Source organism: Hafnia sp. (assembly GCF_036648275.1).
Taxonomy (GTDB): domain Bacteria; phylum Pseudomonadota; class Gammaproteobacteria; order Enterobacterales; family Enterobacteriaceae; genus Hafnia; species Hafnia alvei.
Window position 1 is genome coordinate 110,164 of sequence record NZ_JAVXIQ010000011.1, and the last position, 26,169, is coordinate 136,332.

Annotated in this window: 21 protein-coding genes and 1 pseudogene; 14 read left to right on the forward strand and 8 right to left on the reverse strand. The window is 49.9% G+C overall.

Going from position 1 to position 26,169, the window contains the following annotated elements; genetic code table 11:
• Window positions 1–388 precede the first annotated feature (388 nt).
• From RSC70_RS12125 to RSC70_RS12145, 5 genes are all read left to right on the forward strand, one after another.
• A complete protein-coding gene (locus RSC70_RS12125) occupies window positions 389–1,162 on the forward strand; it encodes an electron transfer flavoprotein (RefSeq protein ID WP_332542540.1) in 774 nt (257 codons plus the stop codon).
• Between the two features lie 11 nt (window positions 1,163–1,173).
• On the forward strand, window positions 1,174–2,121 hold the full coding sequence (locus tag RSC70_RS12130; protein ID WP_332542541.1) for an FAD-binding protein: 948 nt from the start codon (window positions 1,174–1,176) through the stop codon (window positions 2,119–2,121).
• A gap of 60 nt (window positions 2,122–2,181) precedes the next feature.
• On the forward strand, window positions 2,182–3,474 hold the full coding sequence (gene fixC / locus RSC70_RS12135) for an FAD-dependent oxidoreductase FixC (protein WP_130986729.1): 1,293 nt from the start codon (window positions 2,182–2,184) through the stop codon (window positions 3,472–3,474).
• Window positions 3,471–3,791, forward strand: coding sequence for a ferredoxin (locus tag RSC70_RS12140; RefSeq protein WP_046359583.1), 321 nt, complete (start codon window positions 3,471–3,473; stop codon window positions 3,789–3,791). The genes fixC and RSC70_RS12140 overlap by 4 nt, the downstream gene beginning before the upstream one ends.
• A 112-nt stretch (window positions 3,792–3,903) precedes the next feature.
• Window positions 3,904–5,220, forward strand: a complete 1,317-nt coding sequence (locus RSC70_RS12145) for an MFS transporter (protein WP_043489146.1) — start codon at window positions 3,904–3,906, stop codon at window positions 5,218–5,220.
• A 263-nt stretch (window positions 5,221–5,483) separates the two neighbouring features.
• Here the strand turns inward: RSC70_RS12145 and aes are convergent.
• Window positions 5,484–6,452, reverse strand: a pseudogene (aes, locus tag RSC70_RS12150) (acetyl esterase).
• A gap of 466 nt (window positions 6,453–6,918) precedes the next feature.
• Between aes and caiF the strand changes: the two are divergent.
• From caiF to RSC70_RS12190, 8 genes are all read left to right on the forward strand, one after another.
• Window positions 6,919–7,323, forward strand: coding sequence for a carnitine metabolism transcriptional regulator CaiF (caiF, locus tag RSC70_RS12155; RefSeq protein WP_040046101.1), 405 nt, complete (start codon window positions 6,919–6,921; stop codon window positions 7,321–7,323).
• A 211-nt stretch (window positions 7,324–7,534) separates the two neighbouring features.
• Window positions 7,535–8,566, forward strand: coding sequence for an ABC transporter substrate-binding protein (locus tag RSC70_RS12160; RefSeq protein WP_332542543.1), 1,032 nt, complete (start codon window positions 7,535–7,537; stop codon window positions 8,564–8,566).
• Entirely contained in the window at window positions 8,563–9,555 is a 993-nt protein-coding gene (locus tag RSC70_RS12165) for a FecCD family ABC transporter permease (RefSeq protein ID WP_115347830.1), read from the forward strand. Before RSC70_RS12160 ends, RSC70_RS12165 begins: the two co-directional genes overlap by 4 nt.
• On the forward strand, window positions 9,552–10,301 hold the full coding sequence (locus RSC70_RS12170; protein WP_115347829.1) for an ABC transporter ATP-binding protein: 750 nt from the start codon (window positions 9,552–9,554) through the stop codon (window positions 10,299–10,301). The genes RSC70_RS12165 and RSC70_RS12170 overlap by 4 nt, the downstream gene beginning before the upstream one ends.
• A gap of 19 nt (window positions 10,302–10,320) precedes the next feature.
• Window positions 10,321–11,142 (forward strand): class I SAM-dependent methyltransferase, encoded by an 822-nt coding sequence (locus RSC70_RS12175; RefSeq protein WP_282807806.1) that lies wholly within the window; start codon window positions 10,321–10,323, stop codon window positions 11,140–11,142.
• Window positions 11,139–11,987 (forward strand): ModD protein, encoded by an 849-nt coding sequence (gene modD, locus RSC70_RS12180; protein ID WP_332542546.1) that lies wholly within the window; start codon window positions 11,139–11,141, stop codon window positions 11,985–11,987. The genes RSC70_RS12175 and modD overlap by 4 nt, the downstream gene beginning before the upstream one ends.
• 96 nt (window positions 11,988–12,083) lie before the next feature.
• Window positions 12,084–14,063 (forward strand): TonB-dependent receptor plug domain-containing protein, encoded by a 1,980-nt coding sequence (locus RSC70_RS12185; RefSeq protein WP_332542547.1) that lies wholly within the window; start codon window positions 12,084–12,086, stop codon window positions 14,061–14,063.
• A 73-nt stretch (window positions 14,064–14,136) separates the two neighbouring features.
• The gene (locus tag RSC70_RS12190) at window positions 14,137–14,781 is read left to right on the forward strand and encodes an MOSC domain-containing protein (RefSeq protein WP_332542549.1); all 645 of its coding nucleotides are present in this window, start codon (window positions 14,137–14,139) and stop codon (window positions 14,779–14,781) included.
• A 50-nt stretch (window positions 14,782–14,831) separates the two neighbouring features.
• Here the strand turns inward: RSC70_RS12190 and RSC70_RS12195 are convergent, their stop codons facing one another.
• Together RSC70_RS12195 and RSC70_RS12200 are read right to left on the reverse strand one after the other, a co-directional pair.
• The gene (locus RSC70_RS12195; protein ID WP_332542550.1) at window positions 14,832–15,749 is read right to left on the reverse strand and encodes an alpha/beta hydrolase; all 918 of its coding nucleotides are present in this window, start codon (window positions 15,747–15,749) and stop codon (window positions 14,832–14,834) included.
• Window positions 15,750–15,862: 113 nt separating this feature from the next.
• Window positions 15,863–16,033 carry a hypothetical protein gene (locus tag RSC70_RS12200; protein WP_332542551.1) on the reverse strand — a complete coding sequence of 57 codons (171 nt, stop codon included), beginning with the start codon at window positions 16,031–16,033 and terminating at the stop codon, window positions 15,863–15,865.
• A gap of 378 nt (window positions 16,034–16,411) precedes the next feature.
• Between RSC70_RS12200 and RSC70_RS12205 the strand changes: the two genes are divergently transcribed.
• On the forward strand, window positions 16,412–16,735 hold the full coding sequence (locus RSC70_RS12205) for a hypothetical protein (RefSeq protein ID WP_040046108.1): 324 nt from the start codon (window positions 16,412–16,414) through the stop codon (window positions 16,733–16,735).
• Between the two features lie 65 nt (window positions 16,736–16,800).
• On the opposite strand, the gene RSC70_RS12210 is transcribed toward RSC70_RS12205, so the two are convergent.
• The 5 genes from RSC70_RS12210 to RSC70_RS12230 all read right to left on the reverse strand — a co-directional run.
• On the reverse strand, window positions 16,801–17,925 hold the full coding sequence (locus tag RSC70_RS12210; RefSeq protein ID WP_332542552.1) for a ribosomal protein uL16 3-hydroxylase: 1,125 nt from the start codon (window positions 17,923–17,925) through the stop codon (window positions 16,801–16,803).
• A gap of 209 nt (window positions 17,926–18,134) precedes the next feature.
• Window positions 18,135–20,012 (reverse strand): bifunctional glutathionylspermidine amidase/synthase, encoded by a 1,878-nt coding sequence (gss, locus tag RSC70_RS12215; RefSeq protein WP_103008539.1) that lies wholly within the window; start codon window positions 20,010–20,012, stop codon window positions 18,135–18,137.
• A 240-nt stretch (window positions 20,013–20,252) separates the two neighbouring features.
• Window positions 20,253–23,501 (reverse strand): type I restriction endonuclease subunit R, encoded by a 3,249-nt coding sequence (locus RSC70_RS12220; RefSeq protein ID WP_332542553.1) that lies wholly within the window; start codon window positions 23,499–23,501, stop codon window positions 20,253–20,255.
• The gene (locus RSC70_RS12225) at window positions 23,498–24,886 is read right to left on the reverse strand and encodes a restriction endonuclease subunit S (RefSeq protein WP_332542554.1); all 1,389 of its coding nucleotides are present in this window, start codon (window positions 24,884–24,886) and stop codon (window positions 23,498–23,500) included. Before RSC70_RS12225 ends, RSC70_RS12220 begins: the two co-directional genes overlap by 4 nt.
• A partial coding sequence (locus RSC70_RS12230; RefSeq protein ID WP_332542555.1) for an N-6 DNA methylase occupies window positions 24,886–26,169 on the reverse strand: 1,284 nt, incomplete at its 5' end. The genes RSC70_RS12225 and RSC70_RS12230, both read right to left, overlap by 1 nt.

Sequence of the window (26,169 nt, forward strand, 5' to 3'; positions counted from 1 at the left end):
AACAAAATTAAAACATTATTAGCGAAGGTTTTTTGCCCTTGAGTCGTTCAATATTGGTGATCTAGGTATTATTTTGGTCTGGTGAATCATGGTATTTCTATTATCGTGATAACAAGGCACGAATAACAACTTACAGGGATACCTTTATTAGATATCAATTATTTTATTCCATTCTTTATTATAGTAATTTTAATTACACCACTAATAGCGTTTAAACCAGCTATGGCGTGCACACATTTATATATATAGCGAACCTTCGCTTTCGTTATTTTTATTTATCTTTGCCTAGCATTTCTCGCTGCATAAATAATTACACCTGTCATTACGGGCATCATCTTATGTACAGGGTATTACGGATATTGTATTGCCTATCGAAATCGGAGAAGTGATGAAAATTATTGCATGTTACAAACTCATCCCCGAGGAGCAGGATATCACCGTCAATAGTGATGGCTCTCTGAATCTCAGCAAAGCGGATGCCAAAATTAGTCAATTCGATCTCAACGCAATCGAAGCGGCTATCGGCTTGAAATCGCTTAATGACACCATCCAGATTACGGCGATGAGCGTGGGTGGCGAAGCGCTGTCCAACGCTAAAGGCCGCAAAGACGTGCTGTCTCGCGGCCCCGATGAGTTAGTTGTCGTTTCCAGTGCAGGTTTGGAGAAGATGCTTCCTCACCAAACGTCTGCCCTGCTGGCGGCCGCGGCACGGAAAACCGGTTTTGATTTAATTCTTTGTGGTGACGGCTCAGCCGATCTTTATGCACAGCAGGTAGGCTTGCTGCTCGGCGAGGCGCTAGGCGTCGCATCCATCAACGGGGTGAGCCGGATCGTATCCCTCAGTGACGACAGCATTCAGGTTGAACGCACGCTAGAAGACGAAGTTGAAACCTTAACCATTCCGCTGCCTGCGGTGATTTCGGTATCCACTGATATCAATACGCCTCAAATCCCCTCCATGAAAGCCATTCTCGGCGCGGCTAAAAAGCCGGTAACCGCGTGGCAGCCTGTCGATCTTGAACTGCCAGAGATCACGCCATACACCGAGTTGCTGAGCGTACAGGCTCCACAGCAGAAAGCGCGTGGGCGGGTCATTATCGAAGGCGATAGCGACGATCAAATTTCAGAATTCGCAGAGCATCTGCGCAAAGTCATTAGCTAATTGGGGGCAATATGAGCAAGTTTGCAACAGTATGGGTGTTCAGTGACACCCACTCACATCTACCCGAGCTGATTGGCGGTGCACACGAGCTGGGTGAAATTATTCACGTCATCGGCCACAGCGCTGAGCAATCAGCCTTGGCTTTCCGCCTCGGCGCTAACGCCGTTTACCATATTGGCGAACAGCCCGCCGACCGTATCATTGAAGATTATGCCGATACTCTGGCTCAGGCGATCAAGGCACATAGCCATAGCTCGCGCGCTTTATTGCTGCTGCCCGCAACCCGTCGCGGCAAAACTTTGGCAGCACGCTTAGGCGCTCGCCTCAACGCTGGCGTAGTTAACGATGCCGCTGAGCTGAGCCTCGAAGAGGGTTACCCAGTTGCCACGCACATGGTTTACGGCGGTTTAGCCTTCGGTAAAGAGAAAATCACCACCGACTACGCCGTCATCACGCTCGCCAGCGGCGTATTCCCTGCCGTGTCAGAAGACAGTGCCTTAGTAGGCAATGCCGAAACGTTGGCCTTTATCCCACCCGCCCATGCGATTTCCTGCGTATCACGTCGAGCCAAGCAAGGCGAAAGCGTCGATCTGGGCAAAGCACGTTTGGTAGTGAGCGTTGGGCGCGGCATCGGTTCACAGGAAAACATTGCCATTGCGGCGGCGTTAAGCAATGCCATTGGCGCAGAGCTGGGATGTTCACGTCCAGTCGCCGAAAACGAAAAATGGATGGATCGTGAACGCTATGTGGGTATTTCGGGGATCATGATCAAACCAGAACTCTATCTGGCGCTGGGAATTTCTGGCCAGATCCAGCACATGGTGGGCGCCAACGGCGCACAGATCCTGATGGCCATCAACAAAGATAAAAACGCCCCGATCTTCCAATACGCGGATTACGGGATCGTCGGCGATCTGATGAAGATCGTCCCTGCTCTGACAGAAAAACTAAAACGATAAAATATCGGCGGAGTACGGATTAGCGTATGGCTTCCGTGCTCCATCGAATTTGGAGAGCCTATGTCTGAAGATGTCTTTGACGCCATTATTGTTGGCGCTGGCCTGTCTGGCTGCGTTGCGGCGCTGGTGCTCGCCCGAGAAGGCGCTAACGTATTGGTTATCGAGCGCGGTAATCATGCGGGAGCCAAAAACGTCACCGGTGGTCGCCTGTATGGGCACAGCTTAGAACGCATCATTCCTGATTTTGCGGCTCATGCGCCCGTTGAGCGCCGCATTACCCGCGAAAAAATATCGTTTCTTACCGACGACAGTGCGGTCACGTTAGATTACCACCACGCCAATGCGGCCGAACCGGCGCAGGATTCCTATTCAGTTTTGCGCAGTAAATTCGATCCTTGGTTGATGGAACAGGCTGAAGCCGCCGGTGCGCAATTCGTTCCTGGGATCCGCGTAGATAAGCTGATTCAGCGCGATGGCAAAGTGATCGGCGTTGAAGCCGATGGCGATATTTTAGAAGCCAACGTGGTGATCCTCGCCGAAGGGGTTAACGCGCTGTTGGCCGAACAGCTTGGCATGGTGCAGAAACAGGTTTCAGCCAAGCATGTGGCCGTTGGGGTGAAAGAGCTGATTGAACTGCCTCGTGAACTGCTCGAAGCGCGCTTTAGCCTAACCGAGAACGAAGGTGCCGCATGGCTGTTTGCCGGAACGCCGTCTAACGGCCTGATGGGCGGTGGCTTTTTGTATACCAACGGTGATTCATTGTCTTTAGGTATCGTTGTTGGCCTCAGTCATATTGCTGATGCGGGAAAATCGGTGCCGCAAATGCTGGAAGATTTCAAACAGCATCCAACCGTTCGCCCATTAATCGCCGGTGGCAAAACCGTGGAGTACGCCGCCCACGTAGTGCCTGAAGCCGGAATTAATATGCAGCCCAAACTGGTGGGTAACGGCGTGCTTATCGCCGGTGATGCCGCAGGCATGTGCATGAATCTGGGATTCACTATCCGTGGAATGGATATGGCTATTGCCTCTGGTGAAGCGGCCGCACGCGCCGTACTTCAGGCCAAAGAATCCAATAACTTCAGCGAGCAGGGATTGAACGGTTATCTCACGTTGCTAGAAGAATTACCGGTTATGAAGGATTTACGTCACTACCGCAAAGTCCCCGCCATGCTGGAAAACCCGCGCATGTTTACCCAATACCCACAGATGGTCGCCGACATCATGGCGGATATGTTTACCGTCAACGGCCAGCCGCCGCAGCCAATCCGCAAAATGGTGATGCGTCATTGCAAGAAAATTGGCTATCTGAACCTGTTGAAAGACGGCATTAAAGGAGTGACCGCGCTATGACTGAACCCGTCAAATCCGCCAATTCCCCCGTCAATGAGCCCGTTAACGTTGATGTGAAATTAGGCATTAACAAGTTTCACGTTGATGAAGGGCATCCTCATATCATCATTCGCGAACATCCTGATATGGAAGCGTTTCATACCCTCACGCTGGCCTGTCCGGCGGGGCTATACAAGCTTCAGCCTGATGGAACGATCCGCTTTGACTACGCGGGCTGTTTAGAATGCGGCACCTGCCGGATCCTGTGCCGCGATTCCGTTTTAGATGAGTGGAACTACCCGCGTGGCACCTTTGGCGTTGAATATCGCTACGGTTAAAACCGATATTCTGGCCTGCCCGTCTCTGTCACTTTTTTTACCCACTATAGCCACTTAGCTCTGCGATACATGTCAGAGCTAAGCAGCTATCAGGCTGATTAAAACCATCATTATGGAAAAATCCAAAAGGTTTGATGACATCAGTTTTACCCCGATCCACCGCAAAATCATGCTGTGGGGAAGCGGTGGCCCTTTTCTCGATGGCTACGTGCTGGTCATCATCGGTATTGCACTCGAACAGCTGACTCCAGTGTTACAGCTCGACGCTCGCTGGGTGGGGTTAGTCGGGATCGCAACGCTGGTTGGGCTGTTTATCGGCACGTCATTGTTTGGCTACATCGCCGATGTGCTTGGCCGCCGGTTGATGTTTCTGATTGATATTATTGCCATCGGCGTTATCTCAGCCGCGACCATGTTTGTTACATCGCCGCTGGAGCTGGTGATCCTGCGTTTTCTGATAGGCATTGTGATCGGCGCAGATTACCCCATCGCTACCTCGATGATTGCCGAATTTTCTACCACGCGTCAGCGCGCTTTCACCATGGGGTTTATCGCCGCGATGTGGTACATCGGTGCAACCGCCGCCGACGTTGTGGGCTATCTGTTATATGACGTCGAAAACGGCTGGCGCTGGATGTTAGGCAGCGCAGTTATTCCCTGCATTATCATTTTGTTAGGGCGTTTTGAACTGCCCGAATCTCCTCGCTGGCTGATTCGCAAAGGGCGTGTTGAAGAGTGCCGTGCGCTGATGTTTAAGCTGTTTGGCGAACACGTAGTATTCGATGACGAAGCCCCGCAGGAGACGCGTTATAGCCAGATTTTCACCCGCAGGCACCTAACATCGATTTTGTTTGTCGCCATCATTTGGACCTGTCAGGTGATACCGATGTTTGGCATCTATACCTTCGGCCCGCAAATCATCAGCCTGCTGGGGCTCAACGAAGGTAAAGAGGCCGTGCTCGGCAACGTGGTAATTAGCCTGTTCTTTTTGATTGGCTGCTTGCCAGCAATGTATTGGCTCAACAGCATCGGGCGCCGGCCGTTGTTAATCGGCAGCTTTGCCATTATGACGCTCGCGTTAGCGGTATTAGGGATTGTTCCAGATCCTAGCATTACGCTGATTGTGTCAGCCTTTGCGCTTTATGCATTTTTCTCGGGCGGCCCTGGCATTTTGCAATGGCTCTATCCAAACGAGCTTTTCCCCACTCACATTCGTGCTTCCGCCGTGGGCGCAGCGATGTCGCTCAGCCGAATCGGCACTGTGGTGTCAACGTATGCGCTTCCGCTGTTTATGCAACAGCATGGGATCGCAATGACCATGTTAGCCGGTGCGGGGATTTCACTTTTTGGCATGGTCGTATCGATATTCCTAGCGCCCGAAACACGCAATTTATCGCTGGATAAAACCAGCCAGATGGATCTGTATTAAAAATACTGGCGGGCAATCAGATTAACTGGCTAATGCAGATCGTTTAAGAGATCGAGATACACAGGTCTACCATACCGCGGGGCCGTTATGGAACACATCCTTGTGTTCCCCCCTACGGGCCAACGCTAAAGCGTTGTTCAACTTTGCTCCAAGCAAAGTTGTCGGCGGCTTCGCCGCTACGACCCCATCGGTATGGTCCCCCTAAAATCAAGCTTAAATGATCAACATTGATCGACTGCCCGCTTTTTAATTGCCTATTTTTGTCATGCTTCAAGCTGCTCGCAAAAATAGCGAGCGCCGTCGCGCAATGCCCGATCGGCACTTTCCATCATGCGCGAATAATGCAAAAACGCATGCAGCGTACCGGGATACATTTTATAGCGGCAAGGTTGTTGGTGTTCAGAAAGCGTGCGGTGCAGCGCGATGCTGTCATCAATCAGCGGATCAAATTCTGCGGTGGCAATAAAACAGGCGGGCATGTTGTGGCTAAGATCGTTATTAAACAGGCAGTAATAAGGTGACTCTTTATCTTGTTCATTCGCCAAATAGGCGTGCTGATAAAATTCAATATCGGGTCCGGTTAAACCGTCCCAGACTCCGCCGTATAATCGACGGCTGGCAGAATCCTGTAATCCATAAAGTCCGTAGTAAAGCAGAACGCCTTTAACATGACCACAGTCGATCTCGCGATCGCGCAGCCATAATGCCGTTGCCAGCGCCAACATCGCACCGGCAGAATCTCCGGCAAAACCAATTGACTGCATATTGAGCTGATAATCCGCAGCACGCTGAGAAAAATAGCGACATACCGCAACCGTCTCTTCGATCGCCTGCGGAAAATGTGCTTCAGGCGAAAGCGTATAGTCAACGCCAATCACGGCGCATCCCGTGTAATCGGCTAATAAACGCATAATACGGTCGTGAGTATCAAGATTACCGACAATAAAACCGCCGCCGTGTAAATAAAAGATCGTTGCCGCTGTTTCACGCTGTGGATAATATATTCTTACGCTGATTTCTCCGTAAGAAGTGGCTATCTTTTCATGCAGGGTCTTAAGCATTTTAGGCCCTTCCTCATTCCAATATTTTCGCTCCTCAATATAAGCTTGTCTAATCGTTTAATTATCAGCATCCGCTGCGATTGGTTTTGCATTTTCATACTGAACACGTAATACATCACGCATCTCCGCTGATATTTTATCAGGGACATTAATTTTATTTATTGGATTCATCGCACACTCTCATTAGCTATTTAATTCATTACAGAAACAAAGTTAGAGCTGAATGGCATTAAGAAACAAAAAGCATGACAAACCAGATAGCTATGCCGCTAACAGCAAGCAAAAAGCACGCCAATGCGCACGATTTCTCACGCATCTATGTGATATTAAATTAATTATGTTGTTTATTATTTGAAATCAATAAACACGTCTTTATAAACATATTCTCAATCACAAAAACAAAGTAATACCATACAGCATAAAAACATTATCACTACAATAAAACAACAATAATTACGGTTACAATCCTTCGCAACAAATCAAATAAAATACATAGCGAAGGTGTCATTAGATAGGTATATTCAGATCAAACCATGATTATAAATGTGAATATGATCGCATATATTTGAGCCCATCCATTTATATGGTAAACAAATGCTAATCTGATAAAAAATTGCTTTAATTTAAAGGTGAGCCTATGTGTAGAGAATATGTACCAGAGCCTTTGTATTTGTCCGTGGCGCGTTGGGCAATGCAACAACAACGTTGGATAAGCTCGCGAGAGATTGCCGATCAGTTTGATCTCACGCCGTGCAAAGCCATCAACCTTGTCTCTTATATCCTTTCTGCCGTTGATGAGATTGACTGCCAAACCAAAACCGTTCCGAATCAGTTAGAAGGCAGAGGCTGTCAGTGTCAGCGCATGATCCAAGTGGATCACATCGACGATCACATTGCCGAGCGAATTAAAAACGCGGTTAACGTTGATGGCGAAGAAAATGACTCAGAATCAATGCCTAAAATGCTGATTCCCGTTCCTCCTTCAGAGCTGAATCAGGAGCAGAAGTGGAAATGGATGCTGTCTAAATCACAAAGAAAGTAGAAATGAACCGTTAATGGGAGGTCTACTACCTCCCTTTTCCTTAATGTTTTTTGTTACTCAAAGCCAACCACTAAAGTCTTCTTATTCTCATTTTTCTTAAGCCACCGCCCAGATCACACCTCGTCGTATTACCTAATCCCATAGCTTGACTATGGGTTTTTGCCAATTCATTATATAAATAATTATATAACGAAAAAACTCTGGTTATGACATGGATATCACCCGTCGTAAGCTGATTGGGTATTTGCTTTCTGGCGCCGCTTTATCGGTCTGCCCTTTTGCTACCCACGCCGCTGACGCCCTTTTAGTGCCTTTCGGTACTTTGCCATCGCCACAAAAACCACATCGCGTATTAAGCGCGGGGGCTCCCGCCGATCTCTTATTGCTCGCGCTAGCGCCCGAGATGTTGCTGGGATTATCCTCGTTTGATTTCTCAGTTTCCGGCGGTGAATTTCTTTCCGATACCATTCGAAAACTGCCAAAGCTAGGCCGTCTATCTGGCCGTGCAAGTACGCTTTCCCTCGAAAAGATAGTGTCGCTTGCCCCAGACATCATTATTGATTGTGGCAGCGCCGATGAAACCTTCCGCTCACTCGCGCAGCGAACCGCCGCACAGACCGGCGTTCCCTACGTCTTAGTGGATGGGAAATTGCGGGATTCAGCCAGCCAACTGCGTCAGGTCGGTGCGCTGTTAGGGGTTTCATCACGAGCAGAGAAGCAGGCTCAGTTGGGAGAGCGTTTTCTGCAAGATGCCGAACGTTTTTCACAGATGAGCGGCAATTCGCCTCGTTTTTATTCCGCACGCGGCGCCACAGGATTGGAGACGGGCTTGCATGGATCTCTGCATACGGAAGCAGCAGAGCAGCTAGGGCTAATCAACGTGGTTAGCGAACCGTCGCAGCATGGTTTAGCTCAGGTGTCTTTCGAGCAATTATTGCTGTGGGAGCCCGACATTATTCTGACTCAGGACGCCAATACCTATCGCTATATTACTCAGAGTGCGCTGTGGAAAAACCTTCAGGCGGTGCGTAAAGGTCAGGTTCTGTGTTATTCCGGCTTGCCTTTTGGTTGGCTCGATTCGCCACCGGGTATTAATCGCCTGCTAGGCATGCGCCGACTACAGGCGCATTTTGATAGCAAGATTCAGGCAAACTGGATGGATGACCTCCAGCAGTTTTTCCGGCTGTTCTACCACTCGGATTTAAACCAAACCCAACTCCAGCTCTTGTTGGAGGCTGGATGAATCTGACCAAAAATCTGGCTCTTTTTTCCAGCGGTATTCTGATTGCCATTCTATTGGCGCTTTTGGTTGGCAAATATCCACTCACGCCCACTGAACTGTTGAATCTGTTGGTACATTCAGACACGACGCAGGCCGATCCACGCGTTGCTATCGTGTTCTGGCAAATACGCCTGCCGCGTATTTTAGCTGCTCTAATGATTGGCGCTGCGCTTTCGGCTGCCGGAGCGGCTTATCAAGGAATGTTCCGTAATCCATTGGTTTCACCCGACATTCTGGGCGTATCCGCTGGAGCAGGAATGGGCGCGTGCGTGGCGATGTGGCTGGGTTTGCCGATCGTTATCGTTCAGCTGTTGGCTTTTGTTGGCGGTATGCTGGCCGTGGCGCTTACCTGCCTGATTGCCTCGATGGCAAAACGCCACGATCCGGTGCTATCTCTGGTTCTGGTTGGCATTGCCATCGGCACCCTGTGTGGCGCGGTCATTTCGCTGATTAAAATCTTGGCCGATCCCTACACTCAGCTCCCTTCGATCACCTTCTGGTTATTAGGCGGCCTTTCTACCATCACTCATGACGATCTCTACAGCAGTATCCCCGTTTTATTGTTGGGCATGCTGCCGCTTTTGCTGCTGCGTTGGCGTATGAATCTACTGAGCTTGCCCGATGATGAAGCCAAAACCATGGGCGTTAATGTTAAGCGCCTGCGGCTGATCTTTATCATTTGCGCGACGTTGATCACAGCAAGCGCGGTATCGGTCGCTGGTATCATTGGCTGGATTGGCTTAGTGGTTCCGCATATCTGCCGCTTAGTCACCGGCGATAACTATCAGCGTTTATTTCCAGCCTCCATGCTGGGCGGGGGGCTACTTCTCTTACTCACCGATACCTTGGCCCGTAGCCTATTCACCATCGAGCTGCCTTTGGGGATCCTCACGGCGCTGATCGGCGCTCCCTTTTTCCTGATGCTGTTACTTCGCGGAGGCCGCGGATGAGCATGGTGTCATTTAGCCACGTGGCCTTGGGATATCGCGATCGCCCCATTTTGCAGAATATTAATTTTGCCATCCAACGCGGGGAAATCTGTTGTCTGCTGGGCGCTAACGGCTGTGGGAAAACCACGCTAATGCGGACGCTGCTTGGGCTATTACCCGCGCTCAAGGGTGATATTACCTTGGCAGGAAAACCGTTGCAGGAGTGGTCATCGGCTAAGCTCGCACAGCAGGTTGCTTATGTTCCTCAGGCTCACAGCGGCCCTTTTTCTTACAGCGTACTGGATATGGTGAGCATGGGCCGCAGCGCTCATCTAGGCTTATTTTCCTCCCCGCACCAACGCGATCACCAGCTCGCCCGAGATGCACTGGATGCTCTTGGCATTCTTCACTTGGAACAACGCAGCTTTCCAACGCTCAGCGGCGGCGAACGGCAGCTAGTATTAATCGCCCGCGCTTTAGTACAACAGCCAGCGCTTTTAGTGATGGATGAACCGGCAGCCAGCTTGGATTTTGGCCATCAGATAACCCTGCTCAAGCGTATTCGCCAGCTAAAAACGGCTGGGATCACGCTGTTGATGTCTACCCATCATCCCATGCACGCCAAAGCGGTGGCCGATACCATCGTGACCCTCAGCCCACAGAACGGGGCATTACAGGGAACACCAAAAGCGATGCTTAATAGCGCTTCATTGTCTCAGCTGTATCACGTCAGTGAAGAGGAAATCGAAGCACATCTGGGAATATGAAAACTAAAAAGGAACTCACATGCTGATTGATGAAATCGACTTTTCTGCACTCTACCAACAACAGTTAGCGCTAGCGCAACGCACTGAAAAAGCACCAGAACATTGGGATAAACGTGCCGAGAAAATGGCCGTAATCTGCGCCAATCCGCAAGACGCTTATTTGGTTCAGCTCATTGCTAAAATGGATTTTTCCAATGCGGAAACCTTGCTAGATATGGGCTGTGGCCCCGGTTCGGTGTGCCTCAATGTGGCACATAAACTCAGCCATGTTTACGGCGTGGATTACAGCAAGGGGATGCTTGAGGTTGCGGCCAAACGCGCACAGGCCATGCAGCTCGATAACGTCACGCTACTTCGCCGAGCTTGGGAGGATGATTGGAGCGATCTTCCGCAGTGCGATATCGCCGTTGCCTCGCGCTCAACGCTGGTCGGTGATTTACGCGCGGCCATGCAAAAACTTCACCAGCAAGCACGGCTGCGCGTTTACACCACCCACACCGTCAGCCCTTCATTCGTCAATGCCGAAGTACAGCGAGTTATCGGTCGCCCCGTCATCGAACTGCCTAACTATATCTACGCGGTTAACGTCTTGTACCAGATGGGCATTCATGCTCGGGTTGATTTCATCACCGGACCAAACTGTCAGGGAAATACGGATACTTTCGAGCGTTTTTATGAAAGTACCAGTTGGTCATTGGGCACGCTGAATGATGAAGAACAGCAGCGTCTTTTCGATTACTACACCCACCAGCAAAAGCACGGATTAGCCATTGCTTCGCCGACTCGTGATTGGGCGCTAGTTTCATGGGAGAAAAAAACGTCACCGCAGGGGGCGCTATGATTTTCATCCCTGATGCGCAGCTCGATCAGTGGCTGATGGATGACATACAGGGCGGAGATCTAACAACACGCGCGCTGAACATCGGTGCGCGTAAAGGATCAATGCGCTTTTATCATCGGCAAGGCGGCTGTATCAGCGGCATAGACACCGCTCGCCGTATGCTTTTACGGCTGGGATTAGAGGTTGAGCAGCACCTTCACGACGGCGAGATCGCTGTGGCTGACGCATGTTTGCTCACCGCCCAAGGCCGCGCCGATGCGCTGCATCAGGGCTGGAAAGCCGTGCAGAATCTGTTGGAGTGGAGCTGTGGTGTGTCTGATTACGTCTATCAAATGCGCCAAATTCTCCAGCGTTATTCACCACAGGGAAAAATTGCCTGCACGCGTAAAACCATTCCAGGTACCCACTTACTCGCCATGCAAGCTGTGACCGCCGCAGGTGGCATTATTCATCGTGCGGGCTGCGGCGAAACTATTTTGCTGTTCACCAACCATCGTCGATTTTGCCCCACCCCCGATAACTGGCAGAGCATCATTGCGACTTTACGCCAGCAGGCGCCGGAAAAAGCCATCATCGTCGAAGCCGATACCGTGGATGAAGCCAAACAGGCGTTATTGGGTATGCCCGATATTGTACAACTCGATAAATTCTCACCCGATGACATTGTCGCACTCAAAGCCTATGCACAGAGATTTTCGCCTCACTGCCGACTGTCCTTAGTGGGCGGAATTACTCTCGCCACCATGGATAAATTTGCGCAAACCGGCATTTCGCTGCTGGTCACCTCCGCGCCTTATTACGCGCCACCGGCAGACATCAAAGTTCGGCTCGTACCCTCTGACTAAATAACAAAGCGTTCCACATTGGCGGACTAATGACTGCCCACCAATAAACACCACTAGCGTTATATAAAAATAAACATATCGAAACTGGGGATAATGATGAAAATGAGAAAAACAACTTTATGCACGGCAATAACTCTATGCATGTCAGGCGGCATTGCCATGGACGTTCAGGCTGCCGATGACAGCGATGTCATGACCGTTTGGAGCAGTCCGGTGGCAAACACCAGCGAGATCGTCACACAAGACACCATCACCAAACTCGATAAGCGCAACGTCGCCGACGCGCTCAGCGTGGTTCCCGGCGTATCCTTACAAAAATCGGGCGGACGTAACGAATTACAGGTTCGCGTTCGTGGGTTCGATAACCGACAGGTTCCTGTTTTTTATGATGGCGTCCCGATCTACGTTCCCTATGACGGCAATTTGGATTTAGGCCGCTTCCTCACGTCAAACTTGGCTTCGTTGGAAGTCTCTAAAGGCTACACCTCTCTGCTGCAAGGTCCCAATCAAATGGGGGGCTCAATCAACCTCACCACGACAAAACCTAAAAAAGATTTAGAAGGCAACATTAGCTACCGTCAAGGATGGGCGCGTGGCAAAGACAATGCTTTTGACACCAACGCCTCACTGGGTATGAAAGGCGATTTAGGCTATCTACAGATCAGCGGCAGCGAGCTAAAACAACGATTTGTGGGCTTGCCAGACAGCGTAGATAACCGTACCGCAGGCACCGACGGCAAGCGCACTAATTCAAAATCTGACGATAAACGTGGAATTGTGAAGCTCGGTTTTACCCCACGCGAAAATGATGAATACACCTTTACCTATATCAAACAGGATGGTGAAAAAGAGAACCCACCGTATGCCGGAACCAGCGATCAAAAACCGAAATATTGGCAGTGGCCGGAATACGATAAAGAAAGCTATTACTATCAGGGAACCACCAAGCTCGGCGATATCTTTACCCTTAAAAGCCGAGCCTATCGAGATACCTTTAAAAACACCCTGCTGATGTACAACTCGCTGAGCGATCTAAAAAATAAAAAAGGCAGCTACAGCCACTATGACGATTACACTGATGGTGCAGGCCTCCAGCTATCGGCCGATATGCGCGAGCGTGACCAGCTTTCGTTCGCCGCTCATTGGAAAGAAGACGTTCACCGCGAGCAGGGGTATCGCAATGCACCTTACGATCGTTACAAAGATCGCACATGGTCGCTCTCTAGCGAATACCAATGGGCAGTAGACGATCAGTGGGACGTGGTGGCAGGGATAAGCTACGACTGGCGTGATAGCCTTGAAGGGATGAAGCACGAAAAAGACGGCTCGATTACCCACTACGAGAGCAATAATCAAAACGCCTTCAACTGGCAGGCCATGACGAAATATCACTTCGACAACCGTGATGATATTGCGCTCTCGGTTTCCGATCGCAGCCGTTTCCCTACGCTGAAAGAGCGCTACACCACATCTCGCCCTGCGTTCGGACAGGTGGCCTTGGTTAATCCAAACCTCAAAGCCGAGCGCGCTCGAAGTATCGACCTCACCTATACCGGCTATCTCAGCGAAGATTGGGGTTATGAAGCGAGCGTTTATTACAACCGCATTAGCGACGCCATTCTCACGCAGAACATCGACGCCAATACGGTGCAAAACCGCAATAGCGGGCGCGTTGACTACACCGGCCTCGATTTAGGTGTTAACGGACTGATTCTGAACGAAGTGAAAGTGGGCCTCAGCTACAGCCTAATTCATAGCGATGTTAAGGACAAAGACGTTGGTAAAGTGACCGGACTACCGACTCAAACGGTCATGGGCTGGGTTACTTATACGCCATGGCAGCCGATTAGCCTTACCCTTTCTGAAGAAGCCCGTTCTTCAAGCTATAGCAACAGCGACGGCAGCCAAAAAGCCGGCGGATTTGCCGTGACCAATGTGCGGGCAGATTACGAAATTGCAAAAGGTCTCAGCGTTAACGCCTCGGTGAATAACGTGTTCGATACCGCATATGCTTATACCGAAGGTTTCGTCGAAGAAGGACGTAACTACTGGGCGGGCATCGAGTATAAATTCTAAGTAATCCCCCCGTATAAGCGGGGGGATTTAACGATGTTTATATCCAACACGATGATGGATATAGGAGTAATAAATGAACACACAGCAACCGCTCGCCACTCTCGATGTGATTTTATGCAACCAGCGCCAAGCCGATGGAACACAGCTAAAAAAACCGGCTAACGGGCGCGTTTATGTAGGCACCCACGGAATTGAAACCGAAGCTGGACACCAAGAGCATTTTGATGATCCTGAATGCGCCATCATGAACTATGCGCTTGAGCATTATGATTTTTGGCGCTCTCACTATCCGGCTCAGGCCGAGCTATTTAAAACCCCCGGTATTTTTGGCGAGAACTTTGCTACCAGAGGGATCACCGAACACACCATCTGTATAGGCGATACCTTCAGCATTGGCACTGCGCGGCTACAAATATCTTGGGGAAGAGTGGCCTGTAACACGATGGCAGGCCGCTTAAATGACCCAAACGCGCCGGAGTTGATGCATCAGCAATCACGTAACGGCTGGTTCTATCGTGTTCTACAGCCGGGGGAAGTTCAGGCAGGTAATGCCATCACGCTGGTTGAACGTTCTCATGTCGATTGGCCGCTGAGCCGCGTGCAAAACATCATCTTCAACCCCAACGCATCTGCCAGCGTTCTGGATTCGCTGAGCAAACTTGATTTACTGGCCGCAATCTGGAAAAACGAAGCTAAAGCAAGATTAGACAGCATGTAAGCCGCGTCGCACAGCGGTACAGACTTGTGCAGTACCGCTGTGCGATTTGGCTAAAAGCGCTCGGATTGAAGCTGAGCGGCAATATCGCTCATCACATTGCGTGCCGTTTGGCTAACGCCACCGAGCTGGAAAAATCCGTGGATCACGCCAAGATAGCGTTGCGCACTACAGCTTACGCCCTGCTCGGTAAGGCGTGTAAACAGCGCCTCGCCTTCATCGCATAGCGGATCGTATTCAGCGGTAATAATGTGCGTTGGCGGCAGGCCGGAGAAATCACCGCACCACAGCGGGCTAACTTCAGGATGCTTAAGATCGATGTCTGGGAAATAAGCTTCGTAGCCGCTGAGCAGCGTGTCGCGGGTAATAATATAGTCATCGCCGTTACGCTGATAGCTATCAAAAGAGGCGGTGGCATCCAGCATTGGGTAAATCAGCAAGAGCTTATGCGGCAACCAACGGTTCTCATCGCGCAGACGCAGCGCCGTGACTAACGCGATATGTCCACCCGCGCTGTCACCGGCCAACGTGATTTGCTCGCGATCCACGCCTAAAAAATCGGCGTGCTGCCACACAAGCATTGCCGCATGATGCGCATCATCGTGCGCCGCAGGATAGACGTGCTCCGGTGCCAAGCGATATTGCATGGCAATCACTCGGCATCCGCTGTGATAGGCCAGCTGCCGCAGCTGCTTTTCATGCGTGGCAAAACCACCGCTGACAAAACAGCCGCCGTGGTAATAAATCACCGTTGGCCTATTTCCATGCGCTCCCTGCGGGGAAATCACGCGCAGCGTCATCCCTTCAAGGCTCACGTCGCGCACATCCACGCGCGTTTCTTTTTCGCCCGCCAATATCGTGCTGGCCACATAGCCCGCTCGCCGCTCGGCAACGGTCTGGCGACGAGGCGATGGCCGGCCTGCCGCAATAAAATCGTTCACAAGTTCAGCGATTGCAGGTTCTAAAGGCATATCTATATCCTTGATATTATTGTGTCTGAGCCGTGATATGCGCAGAGCGCCAGCAAAACAGCGGTGATTACACGACCCCAGAACTAACGCTGAAACCCGATATCGGCCCCGAATTAACCGGCTTTGCGGCGCATATTCAATGAGGGTAGAGTTTTGCGAATTGATTTCACATCAGGGATCGCGTGGCGGTGTACATTTTCTGGATTTACTGTCATCTCACCCTTTTCGATAGCAACCATTTCATTAATGCTGCTAAGCAAATCATTAAATAATTCTTTTTCCATAAATGAGCTCTCCTTATAGGCAGCTATTATGAACCACTTTGCTTAGGTTTTTCTCCTCGTTTCTTGCGAACACGATTCCATATTTAACTACAACTTCCTGTAAATCCATCCAGCCTATTTCATTGGCTAAATCTCAGGCATATAGTCATCTGGCTGCGGCAAAATCCGTAGTTGGGATTGGAACCCTAAAAACTTTTAGCCCTGAAAAAGCTTGTACTTTTTCGGCACCGACGTGCACACTTCATTTGGTGGCGCAGGCGGGGAAACCGCAAGGTTAACCGGGTGCTAGAGGCCGGGGTTCCAAACCTGCCTGTGCCATCACCAAACTTTGGAACCTTTGGTAATGGCGATAAATAAACTCTAGTAGGAAACATCGTCATGAACTTATTAAACCAAGCGCCAAGCGACAACTCCGTCACCGTTTTCCGTTCCCTGATTTCCGATTTGTCATTCGATCGGTTCAGCGACACTCAACTGTACGATCTCAGCGGAATTGCCGCAGAATCCGCCGAAGGGCTGTGCCATGGATTATTGTATTTGAGTGAATCTCTGGAAAGTGGAAACCAAATCCCCCAAGAAAGCCTTGGGCAGATTGGCGCATGGCTGAAAGCCACTGCACACGTGATCCCTGTAATGTTCGAGCTGTATGAACAGGCCAGCAACCGCCTATTTCAAATGCAAAATGCGGACAGCGCTGAATAGCAGATAGAAAAAAGGGATAGCCATCGCTATCCCTTTTAGAATGATTTGAGTATCAATGGAAACAATTAATACTCATCAAAATACCAATAGCCCTGATTCACTAAATCAGTGAGCTCAGCCACAAAGGCCGGATTGTTCAGCGCATCACCCAGCTCTTTTTTGCCTACGGTGGTGTAACGACACAGCGCATCGGCAGCTTTAGGCTCAACGGCCTGCATCGGCTCGCTGTTAACAAAGAAGCTATCGCCAATGTTCAGCACGCGCAGACCGCTCAGGCGAGTTAAAACTTCGTCGCCCAGCAGCGCATCAAGAATCTCATCAGGCTCATAAGCTGGTTCCGCAGGCGCGATATCCAGTTCATGACGCGGCGTAGTAGCGAAACGACCCAGCCACTGTTTGAAATCTTCCGGCTGATTCAGCATCTCGATCATCATCCCGCGCAGGCGGTCAACTTCATAATCTTCAATGCGTCCAACGTGATCGCGGCAGGTCAAATCAGGATCGCTGTAGTGCTCACCACCCAGATCATTTTCCAGCGCATAGTCAGCAAAGCTGCTGATTAAATCTCTGCCGTTTGGCCCACGGAAGCCGATGGAGTAGTTCATTGCGGTTTCATGGGTGAAGCCATCGTGCGGGAAGCCCGGTGGAATATACAGAATATCGCCCGGCTCAAGATCTTCATCGATGATCGGTTCGAACGGATCAACGTGCAACAGAGCTGGATGTGGACAGAACTGACGCATCGGCAATTTATCACCCACACGCCAACGACGGCTGCCCATACCTTGAATGATAAAGACGTCGTACTGATCGATATGTGGCCCAACGCCGCCGCCCGGCACGGAGAAGGAGATCATCAGATCGTCTAAACGCCAGTCCGGCAACACACGGAACGGACGTACCAGCTCAGCAGATGGCGCATGCCAGTGGTTAACGGCCTGAGCCAGTAACGACCAGCCGGTTTCGCCCAAGCCATCAAAATCTTCGAAAGGCCCGTTGCTGGCCTGCCACTCACCGTTTTTATGGCTAACCAAACGGCTATCGACTTCCGGCTCCATCGCCAAACCCGCCAGCTCATCCGGCGTGATAGGATCAACAAAGTTCGGGAAGGCATTTTTTAATACAACTGGCTGTTTTTGCCAGTATTTTTCAAGAAATTCGGGCCAGTTAAGATTGAGTTGATAAGCCATGCTTTCACACCAGTGAGAAGAAAAACGGGCTCGATTATAAAGAAGCTAAGCGTGGGGCTGCCTTGTCATTGGTCAAGGATAATGTTGAATAAGTCGAGAGGGGAAATCAGATAAGCGTTATTTAACAAACGGCATAACAAATTGCCTAACGAAAAACGGCGCGCCACACGCGAGTATGACACGCCGATAACGTCAGTTTTTAGCGTCGATTAACGGATAAAATCTTTATCATCAATCACCCGTAGCGGATCGATATCGCTCTCTTTCTTAATCACTAAGCCCGTTTCTGAACGCACACATACACCACCGTAATGGCCACCAACGGTAAACGCACACAGCTGAATATAACGCCCCGCCACTTCAGGCAGACACCACAGCTGCTGATAGATATTTTTCTGCTCGGAGAACTTACCGGAAGTTTCATCCAGCACCTGATCTTCATGGCTGATCAAACCGATGTTGTTGCCGCAGCGTCCGGCAATCGGTTTCACCGCATAGCCGCTTTGCTCCAGCTCTGCGTTTAGCTCAAAGTCGGCGTCCAACAAATAACGATGGTGCGGGAACAGCGACCATAGCACCGGCAAAATGGCTTTGTTGCTTGGGATCACCGTCCACAGCGGCTCAAAGACCATCACCTCAGGACGAAGCAACACGTCGATCAAGCGAACGCTGTTTTCCGGATGTCCGGTACGAATTGGCAGCGCTGAGTGCTCCGCTTCGCTCTCTTCACGTAGCTGATCGAGCGCGGTTTCCCATGCCCACGTTTTCCACACACAGTTCACAGCGCGATGATCGCCATCCACCAACTGGCCAGACGCATCCCAGTGCAGCTCGTCTAAACCGTGCAGAATTTTGCTTTCAAACCCAGCTTTAGTTAATGCGCGCTGCATAAACTGCGCGTGGTAGCTCTCTTCGGCGTCATGATCTTGCAGGATATGAACGAACGGGCTGGCGTCGCTGTGCTTCCAGGTATTCGCCAACGCATCCAGCAAATGCTCGCCCGGATCGCCGCCGAGAACGTCTCCGGCCTGCTCAGCCCATTGGCCTAAAATCAGCCCGGTTTCAGCGTGGCACGATGCAGAATCCGCGTTGTATTCATAAACTTTAAGCCCGCGCTCATCCATACAAAAATCAAGACGACCGGTGATCATATGATGACGACGGCGCTGCCAAGACAGGCGCAGACGCGGCCACAGCGCTTCAGGGATATCAAACAGCGCCAGCAGATTGTCATCTTTCAGCACTTTATCCGTAGCATGCAGATACATCAGATGCAGCTCATTGGTGGCACGAATAAGTTCTTGTTCTGCGCTACGTGAGATTGTGAAATAGCGGTAAGGATCGGCGTTCAACGTATGGCCGCCGTTGGCCTGCACGTAGGTATGCTGCAACGGATCCTGCTCGTTCAACCACGCGCCGCTAAACTGGCCGCGATTTTCTACGCGCTCGCTGTGGATAGCCAGATACGGCGCAGGGATCTGCGGCTGCGGCAGGCTAAAACTATCGTCAGCGGTTGGGATCATCCAACCCAATATTTCGGTGTCGTCGAACGTATCCTGAATCACGTATTTGCCGTCTTGGCACACCAGCGGCAATTCACGCGTCCACTGCTGGCCTGCGGGCAACGCGTGATGGATCACGTTCTGCTCAGCCACGCGGATGCGGTCTTCCAACACTTGGGTGATAATCGCGACGTGCCCCGTATGCTCAAACTCACCGCCCTGCTGCCAAATCAGCAAAGAACCCGCAACGGGCAAGCGCTCGCAGCCGTTGGCAAATGCCTGCAACGGCAGAATATTATCGTTCACGACCTGACGCAGATAGCGCAGCGAAAAAATATCGTAGGCCATGCGCACGTCGGTAAACACGGTGCCGTAGTTGAGATAAAGGAAGCGGCGGGCAAACTCGACGCACTGCCACTTATACCCCATGTACTCTTTGTCCAGATAGTGACGGAATGCGGCATCATCCATCTGATCAAGGTTTTCAAGGGAGTCATAATTCGAGGAGTAAATCGCTACGCCACCGGGGGCATAACCTAACAACGTACCGAAAGGGGCATGTTTTTCGAGCGTGTTCACACACATAGCGAGAGCCTTACGCGAATATCACTGTTGCAATAACAGTTGGGGAAAGATCTATCTTAAAACTTTTTCTAATGCGGATCACACTTCTCCGCGGGTTAAATGTTTTTGCGCTTTTTGGGCATCTCGGTGAAAGTCCAATATGAGTCGATATCGTCCCACGCCATGGGAAGGGGGAAAAAACAAAAGGCCGGATAAATCCAGCCAACCGTCAACGCCCTTCACCATTGCGTGCACTACAACTCAGGCCCCTTTCAACATATCAAAGACCACGCGGGCAAACCCTTTCGCCAACTCGGGATTAGAGAGGTATTGCATCATCATCTCCTGGTGAGCCTCATGGCTGTCTAACACCGCATCATCAATCGCTTTCGGGAAGTCACCCAGCATGGCTTGTTCTCGCGTGTTGTTGGCAATCTGCGTCATAACAGCCTGATTTTCAGACAGCTTATCGCGCACCGTAAAGGCATAGTTGATCATGTCTTTATCGCTGAGATTATCGGTAATAAATAGATCGTTCAGGCGCGCCAGAATATTCGACAAGAATTCTTCTTTCTTATCCTTCGGCTTAGCGGTGCCAATGTCGTTGCCCGGCTCGATTTTGTACTCTTCGGCGTCTTCCTGAAGCTTAAGATGCTGCTCGTGGATTTTCGATAAGCGGTAATGACTCATCTCCACGTTGCTTAAATCAATCTCATCTTCCTCAACGCGCTGCTCGTGCAGCAACGGACGCAGATGGCGAGCAAACAGGCTCAGCTTTTCCAAATCTTTGTCATCGTACTCAACGATTTGCGACATAAATTCGTAGAAACGCACAAAGCTGCCGAGATCCTTTTTGAAGATATCCAGTTTGTCTTTCTCTTGCTTACACTCTTTAAAACTGTTTTCGGCGTTGGTGATCAGCACCACATCGTTGGTTTTTTTCGTGCGCTCAAAGATCTCTTTGGCCAGCACGTAGGCATCGATTACCGAGGTATAGCGCTTCTTCCAGCGTTCAACCGCCGGTTTACAGATATTGCTAATCGCGGCGTTGGATTTGTTTTTCGTGAAGAAGGCTTCGCAGAACTGCTCCACTTCGTTCCATAGGAATATACCGCTGGTGCGCAGTTTCTGGAACAGTTCAAAGACCAGCTGTGGGTCGCTAACATCGGTCAGCTCAGCGGTTTGATAGTAAGGCTGGAACGCGGCCAGAATATCATCAGGCTCATTATAGAAATCGAGCACAAAAGTGCCTGACTGCGCTTTGCCCGGATAGGTTCGGTTCAGGCGCGAGAGCGTCTGTACGCACTCCACGCCGCCAAGCGCTTTGTCCACGTACATGGCACACAGCTTAGGCTGGTCAAAACCAGTCTGGAATTTATTCGCCACCAGCATGACCTGATAGTCTTCGCTATCAAAAGCTTTGCGCATATCTCGGCCTTTCAGCCCAGGGTTCATATTAATTTCAGTGAACTTCTGGTTCAGCAGCGCAAGGCTATTGTGATCGCTTTCAGCAAACTCAACTTCACCGGAAAATGCCACCATCGCATTAATCTTCTGGTAGTTGTTCTCGGCGATATATTTATCAAACGCCAGTTTGTAACGAACCGCCGCTTTGCGCGAACTGGTAACAACCATCGCTTTAGCCTGACCGCCCAACAAATGCATTACATGCTTGCGATAGTGTTCAACGATCACTTTTACTTTTTGAGCCACGTTATAATCGTGTAGCGTAACCCACTGATTAAGCTTTATTTTAGCTTTTTTGCTATCAACTTCCCGATCGGCATCTTCTAATTTTTGCAGAAGCTGATAGGCCACTTTGTAGTTGGTGTAGTTTTTCAGAACATCGAGAATAAAGCCTTCTTCAATCGCCTGACGCATTGAGTAAACATGGAAGGCTTCTGGCTTATTGGTCTTAGATGCCGGTTCGAGAGGGTTTGGACGCCGACCAAACAGCTCCAGCGTTTTGGCTTTCGGCGTGGCGGTAAACGCGTAGTAGTTTAGGTTACTGCTGCCTTTGCGGGCGGCGATAGTGGCATCCAGAATGTCTTCCGACGACAGCACCACGTCGTCATCCGCCTCTTCGGTCATCAACACTTCTTTAAGCTGACGCGCCGTAGAACCGCTTTGCGACGAATGCGCTTCGTCGGCAATCACTGCATATTTACGCTGTTTAAGGCTGACGCTGTTTTCGATAGCTTTCAGCACGAACGGGAAGGTTTGAATGGTGACGATAATAATCGGCTGTGAGTTTTCCAGCGCGCTGGCGAGCTTTTCTGATTTTGAGCCATCGCCTTCTTTATTATTAATGCGCCCAACCACGCCATCTGCGTGTTCAAACTGATAAATGGTGTCCTGCAACTGATCGTCCAGCACGGTACGGTCTGTTACCACAATCACCGAGTGGAACTGCTTCTCGCCTTTCTCATCATACAAGCGAGAAAGCTGATGGGCAGTCCAAGCAATAGAGTTAGATTTACCGGAACCGGCGCTGTGTTGAATCAGATATTTATGGCCGGTGCCTTCGACCGTAGCGGCGCTAATCAGCTTACTCACCACGTCCCACTGATGATAGCGTGGGAAAATCAGGCTTTCTTTTTTGCCTTTCAGCCCATTCCACTCTTCTTTCTCTACAATTTGCAGATGCACAAAACTGGCAAGAATTTTCAGTAGATTGTCGGGAAGCAGGACTTCATTCCACAAATAACTGGTGGCGTATTCGTTTTCATTTTCGGGAATATCGTTCCCCGCGCCGCCCTCTTTGGTGCCTTTGTTAAACGGCAGAAAGAAGGTGTCATCCCCCGCCAGTTTGGTGGCCATAAACACTTCATACTGACTCACGGCAAAGTGCACCAGCGCGCCACGTTTGAAGGTGAGCAGCGGTTCAGGTTTGTTGGTAACAGGGTCTTTGGGCAAACGCGTTTTTTTATATTGTTTGATCGCGTTGTGTACCGCCTGTTTGAACTCAGACTTCAGCTCCAGTGTGGCAATCGGCAGGCCGTTAATAAACAGCACCAGATCGATGCGCCATTTCTTGGCGGTTAATCCGGTTTCATCAAGTGCTGCTTTAGTGGCATAGGGGCTGTAAACCAGCTCCGGCACAATGCGGTAGATATTCTGTCGATAGCGTTTGAGCGTTTCTGGATTGAGATTGTGCTCGGGCATAAACTGGCACAATGAAAACCGTGCGTTATGGCTTTTAATTCCGTGGCGCAGCACGCCCAACGTGCCGTATGTGCGCGACAGCTGATCGGTGGCGTTGTTGTCGGCTTTTTTAAGTTGGGCCACCAGCGCATCAAGAAAATGGCGTTCGGTATCGGTGGGATAAATCTTCGCGAATTTGTCCCACTCCAGCCGCTGAGTTTTTCGTACAAAATCTACCGCATCTTGCGAGAACAAGGCACGTTCGCGGTCGTAGCCGCCTGGTTTGCCCACCGTCCAGCCTTTCGCTGCCATTTGAGCAATCATTTCATCTTGGAAAATCAGCTCTTTGGTGGTGTCCATACTCATGCGGTGACCTCCTGTGATACCTCAGCTTCGCAAGCATTAGGTGCAACCCAGTCGCGCACGTCGATTTTGCCGGTGACAGCGGCGGAGATAAGGGCGGTGCGGCGTTCTTGGAGTAAAGAAATCATGTCCTCTACTTTGCTAATAGAACTTTTAATATTCTCAATTTTATTAAATGCCCAAATGATTAATTCATTCTGTTCTTCAACTGGTGGGAATGCTGATTTTAAACCTCTGACATTATCCATTCCGATAGTTTTTATCGTAGCACCGAAAGTATAGCGTTCGAACTCTTCTTCCATTGCATAAAATACTAGAAGCAAGAACTCAGGAATAATGAACTTCTCATCACATAGCCAAGCAATCAAATGTTGAGACACTGCCATAGGTTGCGTTGTTATAGCACTAAGTCCAATAGATGCATCTCGTGTAAAAACAACAGCACGTGTTGGCAATAAATGAGCAGAGGAGTTAGCCATTCCTAGTTCACTAATTTTATAAAATGTATCTTCAATGTAATCTATGTTTTTCAGTTGTTTTGAGTCATTTAAAGAAACCCATGGGATATTACAATTAGTCCAGTACTCAGGTTTCGTTTTACTTGGAGTATGTCCACTTGCAATTTTTGCATAGTTCTTAATACGGCTTACACGCCAATGCTCCGGCACTTCCCCCAACCACTCAACACCAGAATCTTTCATCCGCACGTCAGGGTTCAGCCCTTTAGTGACGGCATGACTGATCACTGCCTGACGTTTTTCTTTTAGCAGTTCAATCAGTTGCTGCTGCTTCTCGATTAGGTTATCGATTTTTGCGGTTTCGTGATCGAGGAAATCAGCAATCAATACATCCTGTTTAGTGTGTGGTATAAGCACAGGGAAATTATTAATATTTTCCTGTGTCATTGTTGGCATTCCACTGCCAGTATTTGCGATTTCTATTTTTGCCTTTATTAAAGATGCATTAAACCAATATGCTAAAAATCTAGGTTCAATAACAACCTTTTTTATTAACGCCATTTGTGGGTTAATAGTCATAGGCTCAGTTAGAATCTTTATGATTGTAGATTTACCATACGTTGAACCCGTTTTTACGAGCAAAATATCATTTTCTGTAACAATAATTTCAGGGGATTCAAAATATTTCCCCCACCGAAGAAAAGTTTTCTTTTCTAAAGAAAATTTTTCATCAACAATGTTCGAAGGGCTTAAGACGATAGCACCTTCCCCTTCCCCGACAATATCATCAACCGTGTAGCCTCTAAATCCAATCCGACCATATATTGATGCAACATGCTTTAGACGAGAAACACCCCAACTTTCTGGAACCATCCCCAACCACTCAACCCCAGAATCCTTATACTCTGGATATGCCTTATATTTAGCCATCAGGAATGCACCTCCTGTAGCAGCTTCATAATTTCGGCGCTGACGGCATCCAGATCGGCGTCAATCTCTTCTAACGGGCGCGGCGGCTGGTAAACATAGAAATGGCGGTTAAACGGAATTTCATAGCCAACGATACCCACTTCACCGTCTTTAGCATCACGCTTATCGGCATTAATCCACGCATCGGCAACGTGCGGCAGCACTTCGGCTTTAAAATATTTCTCGATCAAATCGCTGGTTGCAACGGTTGGACTTAGCGGCACGTTTTCGTTATCACGCAACTCGCCGTCCTGCTCAAACTCCACCACTTTGCCTTTGTATTCAAATGCGCCGTACAGCGGCTGAGCAGCTTCTTTCAGCACCTTTTTCACCACCGGTTCAGCAGCCGGATTTTTGGTGGTGATGGCGTCGATAAACTGTTTGTTCTCTTTGGTATCCAGCTTAACGCCAGCGGTTTTGATGGCGCCTTTCAGCGTGAGTTGGAACTCATTGAAATCGTCGCTCACTAACGCTTTGCCACCCGCTTTAGCCCCCAGCGCCGTCTGGATCTGCTGTGCTTTTTCCATCAATGCACGTTGTGCCAGCCACACTTTGCTATCTAGCAGATCTTTGATTTGCTTCTCTTTCAGCTCAGCAAACTCCGCTTTGATAATGGCACGGGCTTCCACGGCGAGCTCTGAGAAATCACCGTAGTTATCGTTTTGCCACTGTGCGGAGAACTCTTCATACAAACGTTCCATCGGCGCATTCAGCGGTTTGGTGGCAAAACGCAGCGTGGCAATGGCTTCATCGGTAACCTGTGCAGACAAACGTAGCGGGCGTTCAATGGTCAGGCGGCGGTAGCCAAAATCGGTGCTGTTAAAGATTTTGCTGGCGAAGGTTTTCGGCGCTTCAGTTTTAGCGGTAGCAGATTGGCGGCCACGGTTAGATTTTTGCTCAGGTGCTTTCTCAAGCCCCAGCTCTTCAAGAGAGGTGGCATTCACCACGGCAAACTCACCAAAGGTGCGGGTGATAAGCTTGATGTCGTCTTCGCCCATCAGGTTACGCTTGGAGCCTAACGATTTGCGCATCTTGCCGCACAGGTTGGTGCCATCAATCAGTTGGACTTTACCTTTGCGCTCCGGCGCTTTTTTATTCGACAGGATCCACACATAGGTCGCAATGCCGGTGTTGTAGAACATGTCGGTCGGCAGCGCAACGATGCCTTCCAGCAAATCGGCTTCCAGAATATAACGGCGGATTTCGCTTTCACCACTTCCCGCACCGCCGGTAAACAGCGGAGA